The sequence below is a fragment of the Rathayibacter sp. Leaf185 genome, assembly GCF_001423885.1.
Lineage (GTDB): Bacteria > Actinomycetota > Actinomycetes > Actinomycetales > Microbacteriaceae > Rathayibacter.
In genome coordinates, this window is the sequence record NZ_LMPP01000001.1 from 893,736 (window position 1) to 910,703 (window position 16,968).

Genomic DNA, 16,968 nt, shown 5'->3' on the forward strand with positions numbered 1-16,968 from the left:
CCTGCAAGAGCGGTTGCTCGGCTACGGGAGGCTTCCGACCGTAGCCGCCACCCTGCCTGTCGCCCTCGACCCTCGGCTGATCCGGCCACCCCGCGAGACGACGCCGACGAGGACGAGAACCGCGTCGGGCTCATGGACCCAGTGCGGCTGCTTCCCCGTCTCGGACGGTTCTCCCCCCGCGGACTCCCCACCGCGCAGGTCGTCCGACCACCCCGACTCAGACCCGTTTCCCGCTTCGAGGCAGTGATGCACCGCCTCCCGCGGTGCTCCCCAGATAGTCGGGCGCGAGCTCGTCGCGGACGCCTTCGACCTCGTGAGGGTCGGAGTGGTCCAGGATCACGGCCTCGTGCGGGCCGGAGCCGATCGCAGCCGGGGTCACGAGTCGCGCCGCCCTGAACCTGACCGGTCGTCGAGGGCAAGGGAGTCGGTGGCGGTCTGCCCGCGGAGGGCTGGGGCGACGAAGATCGCGATGACGACGAGGATCATGGGCATGATCAGTGCCGCGCGGAGGGTGAAGTGCTCTCCGAGGAAACCGAGGGCGGGCGGCCCTACCAGGAACGCGACGTAGCCGAGGGTCGCGACGAAGGAGACGCGTGCGGCCGGGCGGGGCCCGGAGTCGCCGGCAGCGGAGAGGGCGACGGGGAAGCCGAGTGAGGCGCCCAGCCCCCAGAGAAGGACTCCGGCGCCGGCGAGGACCTGGCTGTCGGGAAAGCTGACAAGGGCGAGCCCTCCGGTGGCGGCGGCGGCGCTGACGGTGAGGACTGCGGCGCGGCCGTAGCGGTGCACGAAGTAGCCGCCGGCGAAGCGTCCGATGGTCATCGCGGCTGCGAAGACGGCGTAGACCGCGGAGCCGAAAGCGGCGGTGAAGCCGTGTCCATCGACCATGACAAGGGGCAGCCAGTCGTTCGCGGTGCCCTCGGCGAGGGCCATCGCGAGCACGATCACGCCGATGAGCAGCAGTGTGCGGTCGGCCCATACGGGGGCGGGCTTCACCGTCGTCTCTGCGTCCGTTCGCGGGTCGGCTCGCGTGCTCTGCCCGACGCCGCCGGGGATGTGGCGGATCGCGAGGGGGACGACGGCGCCGACGGCGACTCCGACGAGGACGAGATGCCAGACGACGGAGAAGGAGGTGGCGGTGAAGGCGATGCCGGCGACGGCACCGATGACGGTGCCGAGGCTGAAGCAGCCGTGCAACGCGGGGAGGACGGGCTTGGCGATGGCCCTTTCGAGGTCGGCGCCGTCGATGTTCAGCGCGACTTCGGTACTGCCCATGCCCAGGCCGAACAGGGCCAGACCGGCGGTCGCGAGAGCGGCGCTCGACACGGCGGCTCCGAGGCCCACGGTGGGCATGCTCACGACGACGAGAGCTACTCCGAAGAGGATCACGGGGCGGGTGCTGAAACGGGCCACGAGGGGCCCGGAGCCGAGGATGCCGATCATGGAGCCGACGGACAGGCCGAAGAGCACGAGTCCCATCTGAGCAGTGGAGGCGCCGAGGAGGTCCCTGATCGCGGGGGTACGGGTGACCCAGGAGGCGATCGAGAAGCCGGGGATGAAGAACAGTGCGAACAGCGCCAGACGGCGCCGGGACAGGGCGGAGGACACGGATTTCCTTCATGAAGTCGGGCGGCCCGGGGGCGCCTTCGAGTGTGGGCGCGGATCGACGGTCAGAGCGGGAGCTGGACATTCGACGGCGATCCGGGACCGGCGGGTCTTGTGAGGGAGGCGCAGGAATGCATGACGACGCAGTGATGACCGCGGGATTGACCAAGGGGGCCGCGACTCCGCAGATCCTGCGCAGTCGTGGCCCCCTTGCCGTGGCAGCTGCCTCAGCCCTGGGCGGCTGGGGACGTGACCGTGCTACTGCGCAGGAAGCGCGGCTGCGAGGTTCTCGAGCGCGCGAAGACTGTCGGATCCGATGGGCGTGAGCACGACGCACGTCGCTCCGGCTGCGTGCCGGGCAGCGATACCGTCGCGGACGCGTCCTGCTGTGCCGGCGAGGGTGAGGGTGTCGATCCACTCATCCGGGAGCGCGGCAGCGAAGGCTTCAGCGCTGCCGGCGTGTTCGCGAAGCTCTGTGAACTCGGAGGCGAACGGCAACGGGGCGATGTGCGGGAACCAGTCGCTCTCGCCGATGACTCCGAGCGGTGACCGCACCACTTCTCGCGCTTCGGCGTCCGTGGGCGCGACGGCGGCGATGTCATAGGTGATGAGTCGTGGAGTACGACCCGCGCGACCGGTGTCCATTCCTGCAGTCTCAGCCGACGAGCGGATGTATTCCGGGGTTGCGGGTTCCGCGAGGACGACGCCGTCGGCGACTTGACCAGCGGCGGCCAGTGACTTCGGACCTCGCACGCCCCACACGATAGGAGGCGGCGTGCTGGGCACCATCTCGAGGCGCACGTCCGCGACGTCGACGTAGCGGCCGGCGGCGGGACCCGGCTCTCCTCGCAACAACGTCGTCAGAGCGATGGTGTACTCGCGAAGCAGCGTGAGGGGGCTGGCAGGCCAAGCACCAACGGAGCGCATCCAGTCGGGCATGCCGTGGCCGATGCCGATGACGACTCGACCGGGGAAGAGTTCTTCCAGGGTCGCGATCTCCATCGCCGCGAAGGCCACGTTGCGCGAGCCGGCAGGCAGAATGCCCACGCCGACGGTGACCCGTGTCGTGCTCGCGAGGACAGCGGCAGCCTGGGCGATTCCGCCCCGGAAACCGAGATCTTCGACGACCCAGACTTCGTCGAAGCCGAGGTCTTCAGCGCGCTGGGCGAAAACGATGATCTCGTTCGCTGGAAGATCGCGCGGGAGCATCACTCCGACGCTGGATGAACTGCTCATCATTGGCCTTTCTAGTAGGTGTCTCTGCATTGTTTTAGACGAGAAAGCAGTCGGTTCTGCTGTCGAGACGGGCGGGCGCGCGGCGTCGCGGTCATGCCGGAGGGGCGGTGGGCTCGATGGTCGGGGTCGGTGCACAACGCTGACCGAACCGGTACAGAGGCGCAGGGGTCGACGCCAACTGTGGGAGCGGAGAACTCTGTGAGCGGCCGCACTCAGGGCAACCCGATATGACCGGGGCTATCGGATCAACCCTGACGGCCGTTGATAAGAATTTGCCATCGCGGGCGCGCCGCGCCGTAGAGGTGCCACTTGTCGTGCAGCAAGAACCACACACACTCTTACGCCTGTATCTCCTGACGGCTTTGAGGAGGTGGGCCGGAGCTCGCCCGCAGCACTGTCTGAGGAATCGCCGTGGACAGGGTCGGCGTTCTGTCGCCCGCGATCCGTCGCTCGAGCAGCGCGAAGGCACGCTGGCCGAGGTCGTCGAAGTCCTGCGACACCGTCGTGATCGACGGCCGCCAGACGGACGAGAGCGGGTGGTCGTCGAACCCCACCACGCTGACATCCTCCGGCACCCTGCGGCCGGAATCCGTGAGCCCGGCGATCACCCCCATCGCGAGCTCGTCATTGCCGCAGAAGATCGCCGTGACATCAGGGTCGTGAGCGAGGTCGATGCCGATAGCGACGCCGGACGCGGCTTCCCAGCTGCCCGCGGAAACCGCCGGCGCCACGGCACCCCTCTCGCGCAGGGCGTCGCGCCACCCGGTCGTCCGGCCGTCCTCGATCCCCGTCCGAGAGGGCGGCACCGTCACGTGGTGCACGGTCCGGTGGCCGAGCTGCAGGAGGTGCTCGGTGATCGCTCGTCCTCCTGCGACTTCGTCCAGGGCAGCTTGCGGGTAGAGGCCGTTGATCTCCCCCGAAGCGATGACCACCGGGAGATGATCCGGGAGGTGAGGGAGCGCAGCGACTCCTGCGGGATCGAACGTGAGCACGATGATGCCCGCGAGCGGCAGCCTCAGCGCCGCATCGATGGCAGCGCGGGCTGAGCTCGACCCCTCATCGTCGATGACGGAGATCGTCACCGAGAATCCCGCCCTTCTCGCAGCCTGCTCGATGCCGCGGATCGTGGAGGAGTACCCGTAGATCGTGGTGTCGGAACTGAGGACGGCGATCGTGGTGGCCACGCCGCGCACGAGAGCTCTGGCAGTCGCACTCGGCCGGTAGTCGAGAGCTTCGATCGCGTCGGTCACCCGTCGGGTCAGGTCCGGGCTGACGCGAGCTGCTCCGGTGAGCACCCGCGACACAGTGGGTACGGACACCCGTGCGTACTCGGCCACGTCCGAGATGGTCGACGGGCGGTTGCCCGAGGCCGGGATGTCATCGCCGGCGGAGACCTGCCTCATGAGATCGGACCTCCCTCCTCGACCTTATCGAGGGCGGCACCGGCCAGGAGCGGGCCCGCGCCCGTGGTCGAGGTCAGGTGAAGGACGTCGGCGCCTCGAGGGACATCGATCGAGACGGACACCGTCGCGAAATTCGTCCAGTCGTGCGTGAAGGGGAACGTCACCGGGATCGCCGGTGCGTCCCCGGCTCGAATCTGGAGGTGACGGTCGATGACGTCGGTGTTGTAGAGGTGTCCGGTCCTGCGGTCGGCGTTGCTGTACCGCAGCGAGAGGAGATAGCGCCCGGCAGAGGGCGCGACGAGCTCCGCCGCGCCGGCAGGCCGCCCGTCCGCCGACCCGAGACCGTCGATGACAGGGACGGCCGTATCGCTGCTCAGCCGAGCCCCGCCCGTCAGCCGCCACCGCTCGTCGGACACCGGGATCTCCGACGTCCCCCCGCTCGACCGCTCGACGGTCAGCGCCCTGATCGCCGTCGGCCGACCAGCGGTGATGCGGACCTCGCTGATGCCGGAGGGCAGCACGACACTGTCCAGCCTGGTCAGCACCGTGCCGTCGAGCTCGACCGTCGCTCCCGCGTCGCTGTCCAGGCTCAGGCGGTAACGGGCGCGGTCGGGGACTCCGATGTGGAAGGAGAGGCTGTCGTCGGGTCCGATGATCACCGCCGTCCTCTCGCCGTCGGCTCCGTGCCGCACCTCGCCTCCGGTGTGCAGCGCTCGGCTTGCGGGATAGTGCCGCACCGGCACGATCGTGTGGAGCTCGACGCGGTCGATAGCCAGATCGGCACCGTCGAGAGGCCGGACGGCGACCACGTGGGGCCCCGCGTCGAGCCGGACCGGCGTCTCGACCCGTCCGGTGAACCCGCGGGCGAGAGTCGCCGGCAGGTCGATCCGGACGGCGTCGCGTCCATCGATCTCGATCTCGGCCGTCGCGGGCACGGAGTCGGTTCCGTAGTAGAGCGCGAGGAGGTGCTCGCCCTTCTGCTCCACCACGACCGGGAACTCGGCGCGGCTGCCGGCGTCCGGGGTTCCCGAGATACCGGATCGGCCCGTACCCGCGTACTGCTGCATGTCGTCGTCGTGCCGACTCCACGTCAGCCCTTCGCCCGTGGCGACGTCTGCGGGCACCACGACGGCGGCCGGGACAGCAGTCGGAGGAGTGCCGTCGTCCGGCGCGATCGTGACCCGGTAGGCCGCCAGGGGGTCGTCGTTCGCGATCGTGAAGCGGAGTCCGCCATCGCTGGTGCCGATGGGCGCGTCGACGACGGTCGTGGTGCTGCTGAGCGGACCTTCGTACCCGCTCCACTCGACACGCTCCACGGCGACACGCCAGTGCAGGTCGGTCGCGAGCCCGCGGACCTCCACCTCCACGGGGTGACGGCCTCCACCGATCAGCGCGGTCACGGTGTCCCCGTCCCGGGCCGCGAGGGAGTGGAGGGAGTCGCGGATGCTCGAGGCGGCCGTCTCGGAGCGCACCGTCTCTCCGCGCAGGGCGGCGTACCAGTGGAGGAGCCACCAGCCGCCGTTCGCCTGGTGCCGTCCGACCGCGTGGTCGTCGAGGTTCCCCGCCATCGTCCAGTACGCGAGGTCGCCGTCGATCTTCCCGGTCTCGAGGATGTCGATCCACTGGATGAGCCGTCCGGGCACCGAGGTGTCCCGCCGGTTCGCGTACTCGTCGATGTTCACGGGAAGCGGTGGGATCGAGAGCTCCTCCTCCAGCGCGCGGTAGTGCTCCAGATGACGGGGGAGCAGCTCGAGCGAGGAGGGCTGGAGTTCGTGCCACGCCATGATGTCGGGGAGGACGCCGTTGGCCTTGCCGTACTCGAGGAGGTCCCGGACGCGGTTCGGGTAGTAGTGGGACTCGTTCGGTCCGACGATCCGCGCTTCGGGATCGATTGCGCGGATGGCGCGGTGCAGCGTCGTCCAGTCGGCGAGGAACCTGTCCCGGCCGGCCGCGTCCCACGCGGCGTACCAGATCCAGTCCCCCTCGTTGAACGGCACGTACACGAAGCGGTCCCGGTCCTCACGCCGGGAGATCGTGCGGACAGCGTCCTGCACCAGCTCCGCGTAGCGGTCGACCCCGATCTCCTCGTACGGCCACTGCTCGAGGAGGTCCTGCAGGTAGACGACCATCTCCTCGCCTCCGGCTGCGAAGAAGTCGTCCGCGACCTCGAGGGCGTCGCCTCCCGGATGCTGGCGCCCCCCAGGGGCCTTCTGCGCCAGGGTGCGCGGGCGGATACCGGACAGCAGTGCGGACGACGGTGCATCGGGGCTCGCGAGCCCGTACAGCATTCCCGTCGCGCCGCCGTGCACCGCGCCGGTTGTCGCCGAGGCGTCGATGACCACGTGCTCGACGAACGGTGCGCGCCCGATACGGAACGTGCGAGCAGCGGGTTCGTCGTCTCCCTCGGGGAGCGTGACAGTGAGAACACCTCTCTCCTGGTCCCACTCCGTGAGCCACGGCGTGAGGCGGCGCGGGAAGACGGTCTCGACGACGAGCGGCCCCCCGCGGAAGGCGGGCAGCGGCACGTCGATCGATCGATCCCCCTCTCGGCGCCAGAGGGTGAGGTGCGTCTCGTGCTCGTCTCCGAGAGCGAGCGCGACCCAGGGTGCGGTCCACAGGTCGATGCCGAGGGGCCAGGCCGCGTGCGCTCGGGCGAGTCCCGGTCGGAGTCGCTTGTGCGCGGCGACTCCTTCGGCGACGAGCATCCGCTGGGCCGGACTCATGCCGTCGAGGCGTCCCGACAGGTAGAACCGTCCCAGCATCGCGGTGCACAGGGTGAAGGCGATCGCCTCGTCGCTCATGTCGGGCTGAGGGTAGGCCCAGTTGGCGGCCTGCTCGGGGATCATGGCGAGCGGAGCTGCGGCGGCGATCGGAGGGTAGGCGATCGGGTCCTGCTGGTCGCTGGTCGACTGCAGCTGGAGGCGCGAGAGCATCGCCCCGTCCATCCGCATGGCACCGGAGGCGCAGTTCTCAAGAACGAGGTCGGGGTGCCGATCGAGGACCGCATCGAGCCACGCCAGATGCGCGCGGTTGTGCTCGAGGAGCCCGGCGCCGACGGAGGGCGCTCCGACATCCGTGCCGGCACCCGCATCGATGTTGTAGTCGAGCTTCAGATAGCCGACCCCCAGTTCGCCGACCAGCCGGTCGATGACGCCGTCGAGGTGGGCGATCGCGGCGGGATGGCGGAGGTCGAGGGTGTAGCGACCGTGCTCGACCAGACGCTCCCCGAGCCTCTGCAGGAAGGCGTCGTCGGGAAGGCGCTCGGCGGCGGGGCTGCTGACGCCGATGACCTCCGGCTCGAGCCACAGCCCGGGCACCATGTCCCGCTCCCGGATGCGGTTCAGGACCGCCATCAGGCCACCGTCCGGGAATCGGACGGTGGAGGGCTGCCAGTCGCCGACGCTGTACCACCAGTCGCCGGAGTCGTCGTACCAGCCTGCGTCGATGCAGAAGATCTCCGCGCCCGCTTCGGCGGCCTGGTCGATGAGGGGCAGCAGGCGCGCGGTCGTCGGATCGCCCATCAGGGTGTTCATGTAGTCGTTGAAGACGACGGGACGGGTGGCGGAATCGGGATGCGGACGCCGCAGCGTCCGGCGACCGTCGGTCAGGGCGGCGAGAGCCTTGTCGAAGCCTCGTCCGGCGGAAAGCAGGACCGGGACGGTCGTGAAGGATCCGCCGGGCTCGAGCGGCTGCAGCCACTGGTGGTCCTGATCGGTGGGGCCGGACAACGCCAGATAGGTCCCGTCGGGGTCCTCCCCCACTTCCCAGCGCCAGCCTCCGTTGTGCTCGACCTGCCAGGCGAGGGCGGCCTCCTCGGCAGGGTCCGACAGTGCCAGCACGCCGACGGGCAGTGTGCCGGCCGTCGACCAGGTCCCGGTGGAGGTGACGGCATAGCCGTTCCGAGCACCTCCGCCGTGTGCGTCCTTGCGCAGGTCGACCAGGAACGTGTCCAGCGGAGCGGTGGACCATCGCGATTCGCCGACCCAGTCGCTGCGGCCCGAGGTGAGGGAGAGACGGGTCGGCCGGGTCTCCGCGCGGGATCCGACACCGACCCGGAGCGCCATCGACGTCACCGACCGCAGGACTCGGCGCTGGGTTCCGGTGTTGCGCACGACCGTCGTGCAGCGGACCGCTGCGGCTCCCTGCACGACCTCGAGGCGCAGCTCCGCTTCGAGACCGGCCTCGTCATCCCGGAGCAGGACGATCGTCGAGACGACTCCGACCGACGCGACCGACCGATGACTGCGGTAGCGGAGGCCGAGCCCGGCCTGCCCCCCGATGAGACGGGGTGTCGACGGAGCTCGCCCGGAGTCGCTGGTGACCACCTCCAGGACCGGCCGGCCGGTCGCCAGGTCGCCGCTCGCTCCTCGGGGCCCGAACCGCAGCACGCGGAGCGGCTCGTCGCCGTCTTGGGCGAGGACGAGGTCGAGCGCGTCGTCACCCGCGTCGATCCGGATGGTGCCGGCGTCGGTGCCGGTGAGCGTGGGGGTCAGTGCGGACATGGATCCTCCTGGGAGCGGCCGGACAGCCGCAGACGGGGCGAGTGGGGATGCGGCTTACTTGACAGCGCCGGAGGTGACTCCGGCGATGATGCGGCGTTGGCCGATGATGAACGCGACGACCATCGGGATGCTCATGATGACGACGTAGGCGAAGATCAGGTTCCAGTTCTTGACGTACTCCGACTGCGAGGCGACGTTGAACAGGCCGAGCGGCATGGTGCTGATCGGTCCTCCGCTGAGAATGAAGAAGGCGTAGAACACTTCGTTCCAGACGCTGATCGTCACAAGGATCGCGGCAGTGGCGAGGACGGGCTGCAGGAGTGGCAGGATCACGCGGAAGAACACTCCCACCGGGCCGGCGCCATCGATGCGCGCCGCTTCTTCGAGCTCGAGAGGGATGGACCTGACGAAGCCGGTGATGAAGAAGATCGCCGTCGCCATGAAGCTGCCGCCGTAGACGCCGATCGCGCCGACGAGAGTGCCGTCCAACCCGATGCTCTTCAGCGTGAGGACGATCATGATGACGGCGGGAGGGAGGATGATCCCGCTGATGCCGATGGAGTACAGCACGGACGTGAGGCGGGACGAGCGGCGGGCGAGGACCCAGGCCGCGGCGGAACCGAGGCCGAGGACCAGCAGCACGCTGGGGATCGTCACGAGGAGGCTGCCTCCCATGGCGGCGAGGACTCCACCCTGTGTGATGGCCTGCGAGTAGTTCTCGACAAAGTGCCAGGTGGCGGGCAGCGAGAGATCCGGTGAAGCCGAATCGGCGGTGCTCTTGCCGGAGGTGATCACCAGCAGCCACAGCGGAATCCCGATGACGACCGCAGTCCCGATGACGGCGATGACGTTGTGGATGACCGACCCGGTGCGGCGGGAGACGGCGTATCCGGTTCTCGGCGGGCGGATCCCGGTCATGCTTCTCGTGCTCACAGCTGCTGCTCCCGACGTCGAAGGAAACCGATGACGGGGAAGGCCAGTACCACCACGAGGAGGAACAGGACCAGGCTCATCGTCGTGGACTGGGCGTAGAGCCCCTGCCCGAAGGTTCGGTAGATGAAGATGTTCAGCACCTCGGTCGTCTGCGCCGGTCCGCCGCGCGTCGTCGCCTGGACGGTGTCGAATCCGTTCATCGAACCCAGCAGAGCGGTGGCGACGTTGAAGGTGATGGCGGGGGCGAGGAGTGGGAAGCGGACGCTGCGGAGCGTCCTCCACCACGACGCTCCGTCGATGCGCGCCGCCTCGAGCACGTCCTCCGGAAGCGTCTTCAAGCCGGCGAGGAAGATCAGCATCGACAGGCCCATCCACTTCCAGGACTGCACGAGGGAGACCACGACGATCGACCAGGTCGTGCTCCCCAGCCAGGCCGTGCTCACCTCTTGGCCGACGATCGCGCTCAAGATCCCGTTGAGAGCACCTGAGGGCTGCAGGAACGCCTGGAAGATGTAGCCGACCGCGAGGGGAGAGATCAGGACGGGGATGAAGAAGAAGGCGCGGCCGATGCGGTTGATCCGCGTGTCCCGTTCGAAGAACAGCGCGAGTGCCAGCCCGAAGAAGTTCTGGAAGACCGCCACCAGGAGCGCCCAGACGAGAGTGACGCGGACGGCGCGCAGCACCTCCTCATCGCCGAAGAGGGACGTGAAGTTGTCGAAGCCGACGAAGTCCACGCTGTCGTTGTACGCGGACCAGTTCGTGAAGGCGTAGAAGAAGTTGAGAACCGTCGGGAGCAGGAAGAAGACGGCGAGGATCGCGAAAGCCGGGATCAGGAACCAGAGCGGATGGTTCCTCGCCGCGGCCCGGTCGGCGGACCGTCGTGGTCTGCTGCGTGCGGGCGGTTGCGGTGTGCCGCGCGTGGGCGGTCGTACGAGCGTGGTGGGCAGTGCCATGGGAGTCTCCGATCAAGAGGGTGGGGTCGGGCACGGCGTGCCCGACCCCGGAACCGGGGCTAGAAGCCTTCGGCTCCCTGCGCCTTGGCGAACTGCTCGAACTGCTTCTGCGTGGTGGAGGCGACTTCCTCCGGTGTCACCGTTCCCTGGAGCATGTTGGCCAGGTTGATGTACAGGTCGGGGTTCGCGATCGCCAGCGACTGCATCGAGCCGACGGAGGAGCCCAGGGAGGCGGCGATCGTCGACGCGACCTCAGGGACACCGTCCGGAGTCGGCACGTCCGTCTGGATCGAGACGCCCTTGACCGCGGCCAGGTAGTCCGGGTAGTCGGTCGTGAGCCAGAAGTTCAGGAACTGCTTCGCCGCAGCCTCCCGCTCGGCGTCTCCCGTGCGGAAGGCGACGACACCGTTCTTGTTGTCAGGGATCGACGTGGCGAGCGTGCCGTCCTTGGAGATGGGGAACCACCCGATGTTCGCGTCGATGTCCTCCGTGGTGGAGGTCTGCTGCATCTGCAGCAGAAGCGCGTTCACCTGGACCGACATGGCGGCGTCACCGCTGAGGAGTGCCGCAGCCTGGTCCTCGAACGTCCCGGTCTTGTAGTCGGAGTTGAACAGACCCTGAGCGAAGAGATCGTTGTAGTTCGTGATCGCGTCGGTGATCGTCGCTCCCGTGAACTGCTCCTTGTTGGTGTTGATGTCCTCCCAGAGCCCGTCCTTCGCCGCCTCGGCGAGCTGCACCTGCACCCACCACTGCGTCGGCCACTGGGCGCCCCCGGCCTCGTAGAAGGCAGTGCCCCCGCTCGCCTTGACCTTCTCGGCCGCAGCGATCAGCTCGTCCCAGTTCTTGGGCTCGCTGGTGATGCCGGCGCTCTCGAACGCGCCCTTGTTGTAGTAGACGCCCATGACGGACGGAGAACTCACGAGAGCCGCGTACCGCGTGTCATCGAGGATCCCGGTGACGTCGCGGACCGACGGGTCCAGCCGATCGAGCCACGGAGCGTCCTCCAGCGGCAGGAGGTTCCGCTCGGCCTGCAGAGCGCTCAGCGAGCTGGCCGTCGGCTGCCAGGCGGCGAGATCGGGCATGTCGCCGGCGGCGACCTTGGTGAGAAGGCTCTGCTCGTAGGGAGCCGGGTACGCGACCTGCTTCCACGTCACGCCCGTCGCCTCCGCGAAAGCGTCCTGAACCTGCTTGAGGCCCTCGTCCGCGACCGCTCCGCCGCCGTAGGTCAGCGTCACACCCTCCAGCGATGCGGTGGGATCGTTCCACGGCACATCCTCGCCCGACGAGGAGGAGAGGTCGCCGCCGGCAGCGCAACCGGAGAGTAGAAGGGCGGTCGAGGCCGCGAGCGCGGCGACGACGAATCGGGTTCGAAAAGTCATGATCTCGTCTTCCTTGAAGTGATCGCAGGCGACCTCAGCAACACCGATGCGGTGCTGGTCACCAGATGAGGGGGGTGGTCGAGCCTTCAGGCGTTCGGGAGAGCGGACGTCGACACGATGGCGGGCGATCCACTCCTTCGTGTTCAGGATCCGCCGCTCTGAAAGCGATATCAGGATGCGCCTGAAATCGCTATCTGTCAAGCGGTCCTCACGCGCGACGTCGGACGATGCGTACCCGCTGACCGCACGGCGACGGGCGTGCTCACCGGCTGCGGGGTCGACGAACTCCGGGATCACCGGGTCGGACGACCGGATCACAGAATGGGTCGAGAAGCCGATCCGGTGCGGAGGAAGAGGCTCGCCACGGCAGCACCGACGATGAGGACGGCCGCGACGGTGAGGCTGAGCTGCAGGCCCGGGACGAAGGTCGCTCTGTCGGCGATGAACGCGCCGAAGACGGCGATCGCCACCGCGCCTCCGACCTGACGGAACGTGTTGAACACGGCGCTGGCCGTGCCGGCTCGAGCGGGCGGGACGCTGCTCAGCACGACCGAGGTCACCGGCGGCATCGTGACGGAGCCGCCCAACCCGGTGAGGCAGACCGCCGCCCCGACCAGCAGGGGCGAGGCGAGCGGAGCAGTGACCACGGCGAGAGCGAGACCGAGCGCCAGGAGGAGCAGCCCGGCGACGATCGGGACCCGCGTCCCGAAGCGGTTGGCCAGCGCTCCGCTGGCGACGTTGCCGAGGATGCTGAAGGCCGCGCCGGGCAGGAACACGAGACCGGCGAGCAGCGGCGGGAGGCCGAGCTGCTGCTGGAGGAAGAGGCTCAGGACGAAGACCGTGCCGAAGTTGCTCACCATGAACGCGAAGCCCACTCCGAGCGAGATCCGCATGCCCCTCGAGCGGAACAGATCGAGCGGCATCATCGGGTGCCGGACCCGCGCCTGGATCACGAGGAAGAGGACGATCGCGGCGACGGCGGTGATCAGGCTCGCGAGAACGAGCGGCTCAGCGAATCCGACCGCACCGCCCTCGATCAGACCGAAGACCAGCGCGGTGAGCCCGACGATCGACGCCAGCTGTCCGGCCCAGTCGAACGGAGACGTCGCGACGGGAGAACGGCCGACGGCGCGGAGCAGGACGAGCATCAGAACAGACACCGGCAGGTTGATCGCGAAGACGAGCCGCCAGTCTCCGGTGGTGAGAGCTCCGCCCAGGACCGGGCCGACGGCCGTCGCCACCGCCCCGCCGACGGCCCAGATCCCGAGCGCGTGCGTCCGCTCGCGATCGTCGACGTACGCCTCGCGGATCAGCGCCATCGACGCCGGCAGCATCACCGCGGCCCCGGCTCCCTGGAACGCGCGCGCCGCGATCAGCAGCTCGATCGACGGAGCCACTGCGCACCCGATCGACGCCGCCGCGAACAGGACGATCCCGGATCGGAAGGCGCGCTTCGCGCCGAGGCGCTCGGACAGGTTCCCGGCGAGCAGCAGCAGGGAGGCGAACACCAGCGTGTAGCTGTCGATGGTCCACTGCAGGGCGACCGTGTCTCCGCCGAGGTCCCGGCCGATGGCGGTCAGGGCCACGTTGACGATCAGGATGTCGAGAGTGATCAGGAAGAAGCCGGACGAGCACAGCAGCAGCGTCAGTCGACGGCGCCTCGCCGCCGGTGCGTCCGTCACGATCTCGAGTCCTCTCCGTCGTTCCTCCCATCGAAGACCCTCCGACGGCCCGGCGGGATGCCCTCTCGAGAGGTGCACCGGCAGGGCACCCCGGGCCGGGGCCGCGGAGCCTACGGTCGGTCGTGAACGGCGGATCCCCGCGGACGTCCCCGGGAAGGGGAGACTCGAGGGGTGGACTCGACGAACAGAAGCACCCGATGAGCGACGCACGACCGGACCGCCAGGCGGTCGCCCCTCCCAGCGTGCGGATCGGCGAGGACGCCTTCGCGGAGAGCGCCGGAACCACTCTGCGCTGGCTGGGGATGGCCGGCTTCCTCCTCACCAGCCGCGGAACCGCGATCCTGATCGACCCCGTGCTGCACAGCTTCGACATGCCGCTGCTCATCGACATCCCGCTCCGCGTCGACGACGTGCCGCGCGTCGACGCGATCCTCGTCACCCACGCCGACAACGACCACTTCAGCATCCCGAGCTGCCGTGAGCTGGTGCGGGTGACGACCGCGTTCCACTCGACCCGGTACGTCGCCTCCGTGATGGAGGAGGAGGGGATCCCCGGGACCGGCCACGACATCGGCGACGCCTTCTCCGTCGGCGACCACGTCGACGTGACCGTGCTGCCCGCCGACCACGCCTGGCAGAACGCCCAGCCCGACCACCGGGGCCGGACGTTCCACGACGAGGACAGCTGCGGCTTCTGGATCCGCACTCCCGACGGAGTCGTCTGGGCGCCCGGCGACTCCCGCCTGATCCGCGATCACCACCTCACGATGCCCGAGCCCGACGTCCTCCTCTTCGACTTCTCCGACAGCGAGTGGCACTTCGGTCTCGACGGCGCCGTCGAGATGGCCAACGCGTACCCGCGAGCCGACCTGGTCCTCCACCACTGGGGCTCGGTCGACTCCCCCGAGTTCGCGCCCTTCAACGGCGACCCCGCGACGCTCTGGTCGCGGATCGTCAATCCGTCGCGCATCCGGGTCGTCGCTCCGGGGGAGGCGTTCGCGGTCCGCTCGCGGTGAGGCCGGACGGGGCGGCCCGGGCACAGAAGAGCACCGCCTCCCGAGGGAAGGACGGTGCTCTTCCGGCGGCTCCGGCGGGCGCTCAGACCGGCTGGAGCCAGGTGAGCTGCGAGTGCGGCTCGACGATCAGCGGGCCGAGCTTCTCGTTGAAGACCGCTCCGTAGTCGGCGGAGATGTGCGACTGGAAGGCGTCCTCGTCGCGGTACACCTCGTAGACGAAGAACCTCGCAGGGTCGTCCTCGCGGCGGTACGGCACGAATTCGACGTTGCCCGGCTCTCGGCGCACGAGATCGCCGAGGTCGGCGATCATCCGGGCGACGGTCTCCTCGTGTCCGGGCTTCGCGGTGAACTCGGCGTAGAGGATGCGGGGCGCCGGGTCCGTCATGCGGTGGCCGCTCCCGTCATGATCGCGACCGCGTCGGTCATCGAGTGCGACTGCGGCGTGATGGTCGCCGCCTTCTTGCCGAGGCGCTGGATGTGGATGCGGTCGGCGACGTCGAAGACGTGCGGCATGTTGTGGCTGATCAGGATGACGGGGATCCCGCGGTCGCGGAGGTTGCGCACCAGTTGCAGCACCTGGTTCGACTCGCGCACACCGAGCGCGGCGGTGGGCTCGTCGAGGACGACGACCTTCGAGCCGAAGGCCGCCGCGCGAGCGACGGCGACCGCCTGGCGCTGACCGCCGGAGAGGTTCTCGACCGGAACCGTGACGTCCTGCAGCGTGGAGATGCCGAGCTCGGTCAGCTCGGCGCGGGCCTCCTTGCGCATGCCGGCCGTATCGAGCATCCGGAAGACGGAGCCGAGAACACCCTTCTTGCGCTTCTCGCGGCCGAGGTAGAGGTTCGACGCGACGTCCAGCGCCGGCGAGACGGCGAGGTTCTGGTAGACGGTCTCGATGCCGGCACCGCGTGCGTCCTGCGGGCGCTTGAAGGTCACGGGCCTGCCGTCGAGGAGGATCTCGCCCTCGTCGGGGATCTCGGCGCCGGTGAGGCACTTGATGAGGGTGGACTTGCCGGCGCCGTTGTCACCGATGATCGCCAGGACCTCGCCGGGGTAGAGCTCGAGGCTGACGCCGTCGAGACCGACCACGCGGCCGAAGGTCTTGACGAGGCGCTTGGCCTGCAGCACGGGGGTGCGGGTGTCGGCGGGGGCGGTTCCCGCGGGGTCGATGAGGGTCACTTGCGAACCTTCCGGATCCACTGGTCGACCGAGACGGCGACGATGATGAGCACGCCTACGGCGAGGGTCTGGTAGAGGACGTCGAGTCCGGCGAGGGAGAGCCCGTTGCGGAAGACGCCGACGATCAGGGCGCCGAGGAGGGTGCCCCAGACGGTGCCGCGGCCGCCGAAGAGGCTGGTCCCGCCGATGACGACGGCGGTGATGGAGTCGAGGTTGAGGTCGGCTCCGGCGTTCGGGCTCGCGGCGTTGGTGCGGCCGATCTGGATCCACGCGCCGATGGCGAGGATCGCGCCGGCAGCGAGGTAGACGCTCATGAGGACGCGGTTGACGCTGATGCCGGCGAGGCGCGCGGCCTCCTTGTCGTCGCCCACGGCGTAGACGTGCCGGCCCCAGGCGGTCTTGCCGAGGATGAACGCGACCACGATGTAGAGCAGGAGCATCAGGATCACGCCGAAGCTGATCCGCACGCCGAGGATGTCGAACGTGCCGCCGGTGGAGGGCAGCAGCGCGGGCATGTCGGTGCCGCGAACGGTCGAGCCGCTGGAGTAGAGGAGCGTCAGCGCCACGAAGATGTTGAGCGTGCCGAGCGTGACGATGAACGGTGGGAGACGGAGCCGCGTGACGAGCAGGCCGTTGAAGGCGCCCGCCGCGAGGCCGACGATCAGGCCCAGGAGAAGGGCGACGATCGCGGGCAGGCCGTTCTCGGTCGCGGTCTGCGCGATGACCATCGAGGTGAGGACCATCACGGCGCCGACGGAGAGGTCGATGCCGGCCGTGAGGATGATCAACGTCTGCGCGACAGCGAGCGTTCCGACGACGGCGACCTGCTGCGTGATCAGGGAGAGGTTCGAGGGATCGAGGAAGCGGTCGTTCAGCAGTCCGAAGACGATGATCGCGAGGACGAGCACGACGGCCGGGCTGACGGCCGGGTAGCGGTGCAGGACGCCGCGGACGCGATCCAGCGGTGTGCGTCGGTCGAGGAACTCGCTGGCGAGATCGAGTGCGGAGGTCGGCGGATTCGGGTCGGTGGTCTTCTGAGCCACGATGGCCTTTCTGGAGTCGCTGGGAACGGGAGGGAGCGGG

The 16,968-nt window shown here is 69.0% G+C and carries 12 protein-coding genes; 1 reads left to right on the top strand and 11 read right to left on the bottom strand.

All coding sequences use genetic code 11. The features are described 5' to 3' along the window. Positions 1 to 375: 375 nt before the first annotated feature. The 8 genes from ASG06_RS04350 to ASG06_RS04385 all read right to left on the bottom strand — a co-directional run bounded on the left by ASG06_RS04350 (position 376) and on the right by ASG06_RS04385 (position 13,690). Positions 376 to 1,605 carry an MFS transporter gene (locus ASG06_RS04350; protein WP_056038996.1) on the bottom strand — a complete coding sequence of 410 codons (1,230 nt, stop codon included), beginning with the start codon at positions 1,603 to 1,605 and terminating at the stop codon, positions 376 to 378. Positions 1,606 to 1,860: 255 nt separating this feature from the next. Then, complete coding sequence (locus ASG06_RS04355; RefSeq protein WP_056040465.1) at positions 1,861 to 2,838, bottom strand: LLM class flavin-dependent oxidoreductase; 978 nt, start codon at positions 2,836 to 2,838, stop codon at positions 1,861 to 1,863. A 338-nt stretch (positions 2,839 to 3,176) separates the two neighbouring features. Next, positions 3,177 to 4,241, bottom strand: a complete 1,065-nt coding sequence (locus tag ASG06_RS04360; protein WP_231727608.1) for a LacI family DNA-binding transcriptional regulator — start codon at positions 4,239 to 4,241, stop codon at positions 3,177 to 3,179. Then, positions 4,238 to 8,743: an alpha-galactosidase gene (locus ASG06_RS20180; protein ID WP_082498926.1), complete on the bottom strand. Its 4,506-nt coding sequence runs from the start codon at positions 8,741 to 8,743 to the stop codon at positions 4,238 to 4,240. The genes ASG06_RS04360 and ASG06_RS20180 overlap by 4 nt, the downstream gene beginning before the upstream one ends. A 54-nt stretch (positions 8,744 to 8,797) precedes the next feature. Beyond that, entirely contained in the window at positions 8,798 to 9,661 is an 864-nt protein-coding gene (locus ASG06_RS04370; RefSeq protein ID WP_082498927.1) for a carbohydrate ABC transporter permease, read from the bottom strand. Positions 9,662 to 9,672: 11 nt separating this feature from the next. Then, entirely contained in the window at positions 9,673 to 10,629 is a 957-nt protein-coding gene (locus ASG06_RS04375; RefSeq protein WP_197409354.1) for a carbohydrate ABC transporter permease, read from the bottom strand. 59 nt (positions 10,630 to 10,688) lie between these two features. Beyond that, on the bottom strand, positions 10,689 to 12,008 hold the full coding sequence (locus tag ASG06_RS04380) for an ABC transporter substrate-binding protein (protein WP_056038999.1): 1,320 nt from the start codon (positions 12,006 to 12,008) through the stop codon (positions 10,689 to 10,691). A gap of 314 nt (positions 12,009 to 12,322) precedes the next feature. Beyond that, on the bottom strand, positions 12,323 to 13,690 hold the full coding sequence (locus ASG06_RS04385; RefSeq protein WP_197409355.1) for a DHA2 family efflux MFS transporter permease subunit: 1,368 nt from the start codon (positions 13,688 to 13,690) through the stop codon (positions 12,323 to 12,325). Positions 13,691 to 13,887: 197 nt separating this feature from the next. Between ASG06_RS04385 and ASG06_RS04390 the strand changes: the two genes are divergently transcribed. Beyond that, the gene (locus ASG06_RS04390) at positions 13,888 to 14,706 is read left to right on the top strand and encodes an MBL fold metallo-hydrolase (RefSeq protein WP_056039001.1); all 819 of its coding nucleotides are present in this window, start codon (positions 13,888 to 13,890) and stop codon (positions 14,704 to 14,706) included. 82 nt (positions 14,707 to 14,788) lie between these two features. Here the strand turns inward: ASG06_RS04390 and ASG06_RS04395 are convergent, their stop codons facing one another. The 3 genes from ASG06_RS04395 to ASG06_RS04405 are packed head-to-tail and all read right to left on the bottom strand — an operon-like array spanning position 14,789 to position 16,928. Further along, positions 14,789 to 15,091 carry a putative quinol monooxygenase gene (locus ASG06_RS04395; RefSeq protein ID WP_056039003.1) on the bottom strand — a complete coding sequence of 101 codons (303 nt, stop codon included), beginning with the start codon at positions 15,089 to 15,091 and terminating at the stop codon, positions 14,789 to 14,791. Continuing rightward, positions 15,088 to 15,885 (bottom strand): ATP-binding cassette domain-containing protein, encoded by a 798-nt coding sequence (locus ASG06_RS04400; RefSeq protein ID WP_056039006.1) that lies wholly within the window; start codon positions 15,883 to 15,885, stop codon positions 15,088 to 15,090. Before ASG06_RS04400 ends, ASG06_RS04395 begins: the two co-directional genes overlap by 4 nt. Beyond that, a complete protein-coding gene (locus tag ASG06_RS04405; protein ID WP_056039010.1) occupies positions 15,882 to 16,928 on the bottom strand; it encodes an ABC transporter permease in 1,047 nt (348 codons plus the stop codon). The genes ASG06_RS04400 and ASG06_RS04405 overlap by 4 nt, the downstream gene beginning before the upstream one ends. Between the last annotated feature and the right edge of the window lie 40 nt (positions 16,929 to 16,968).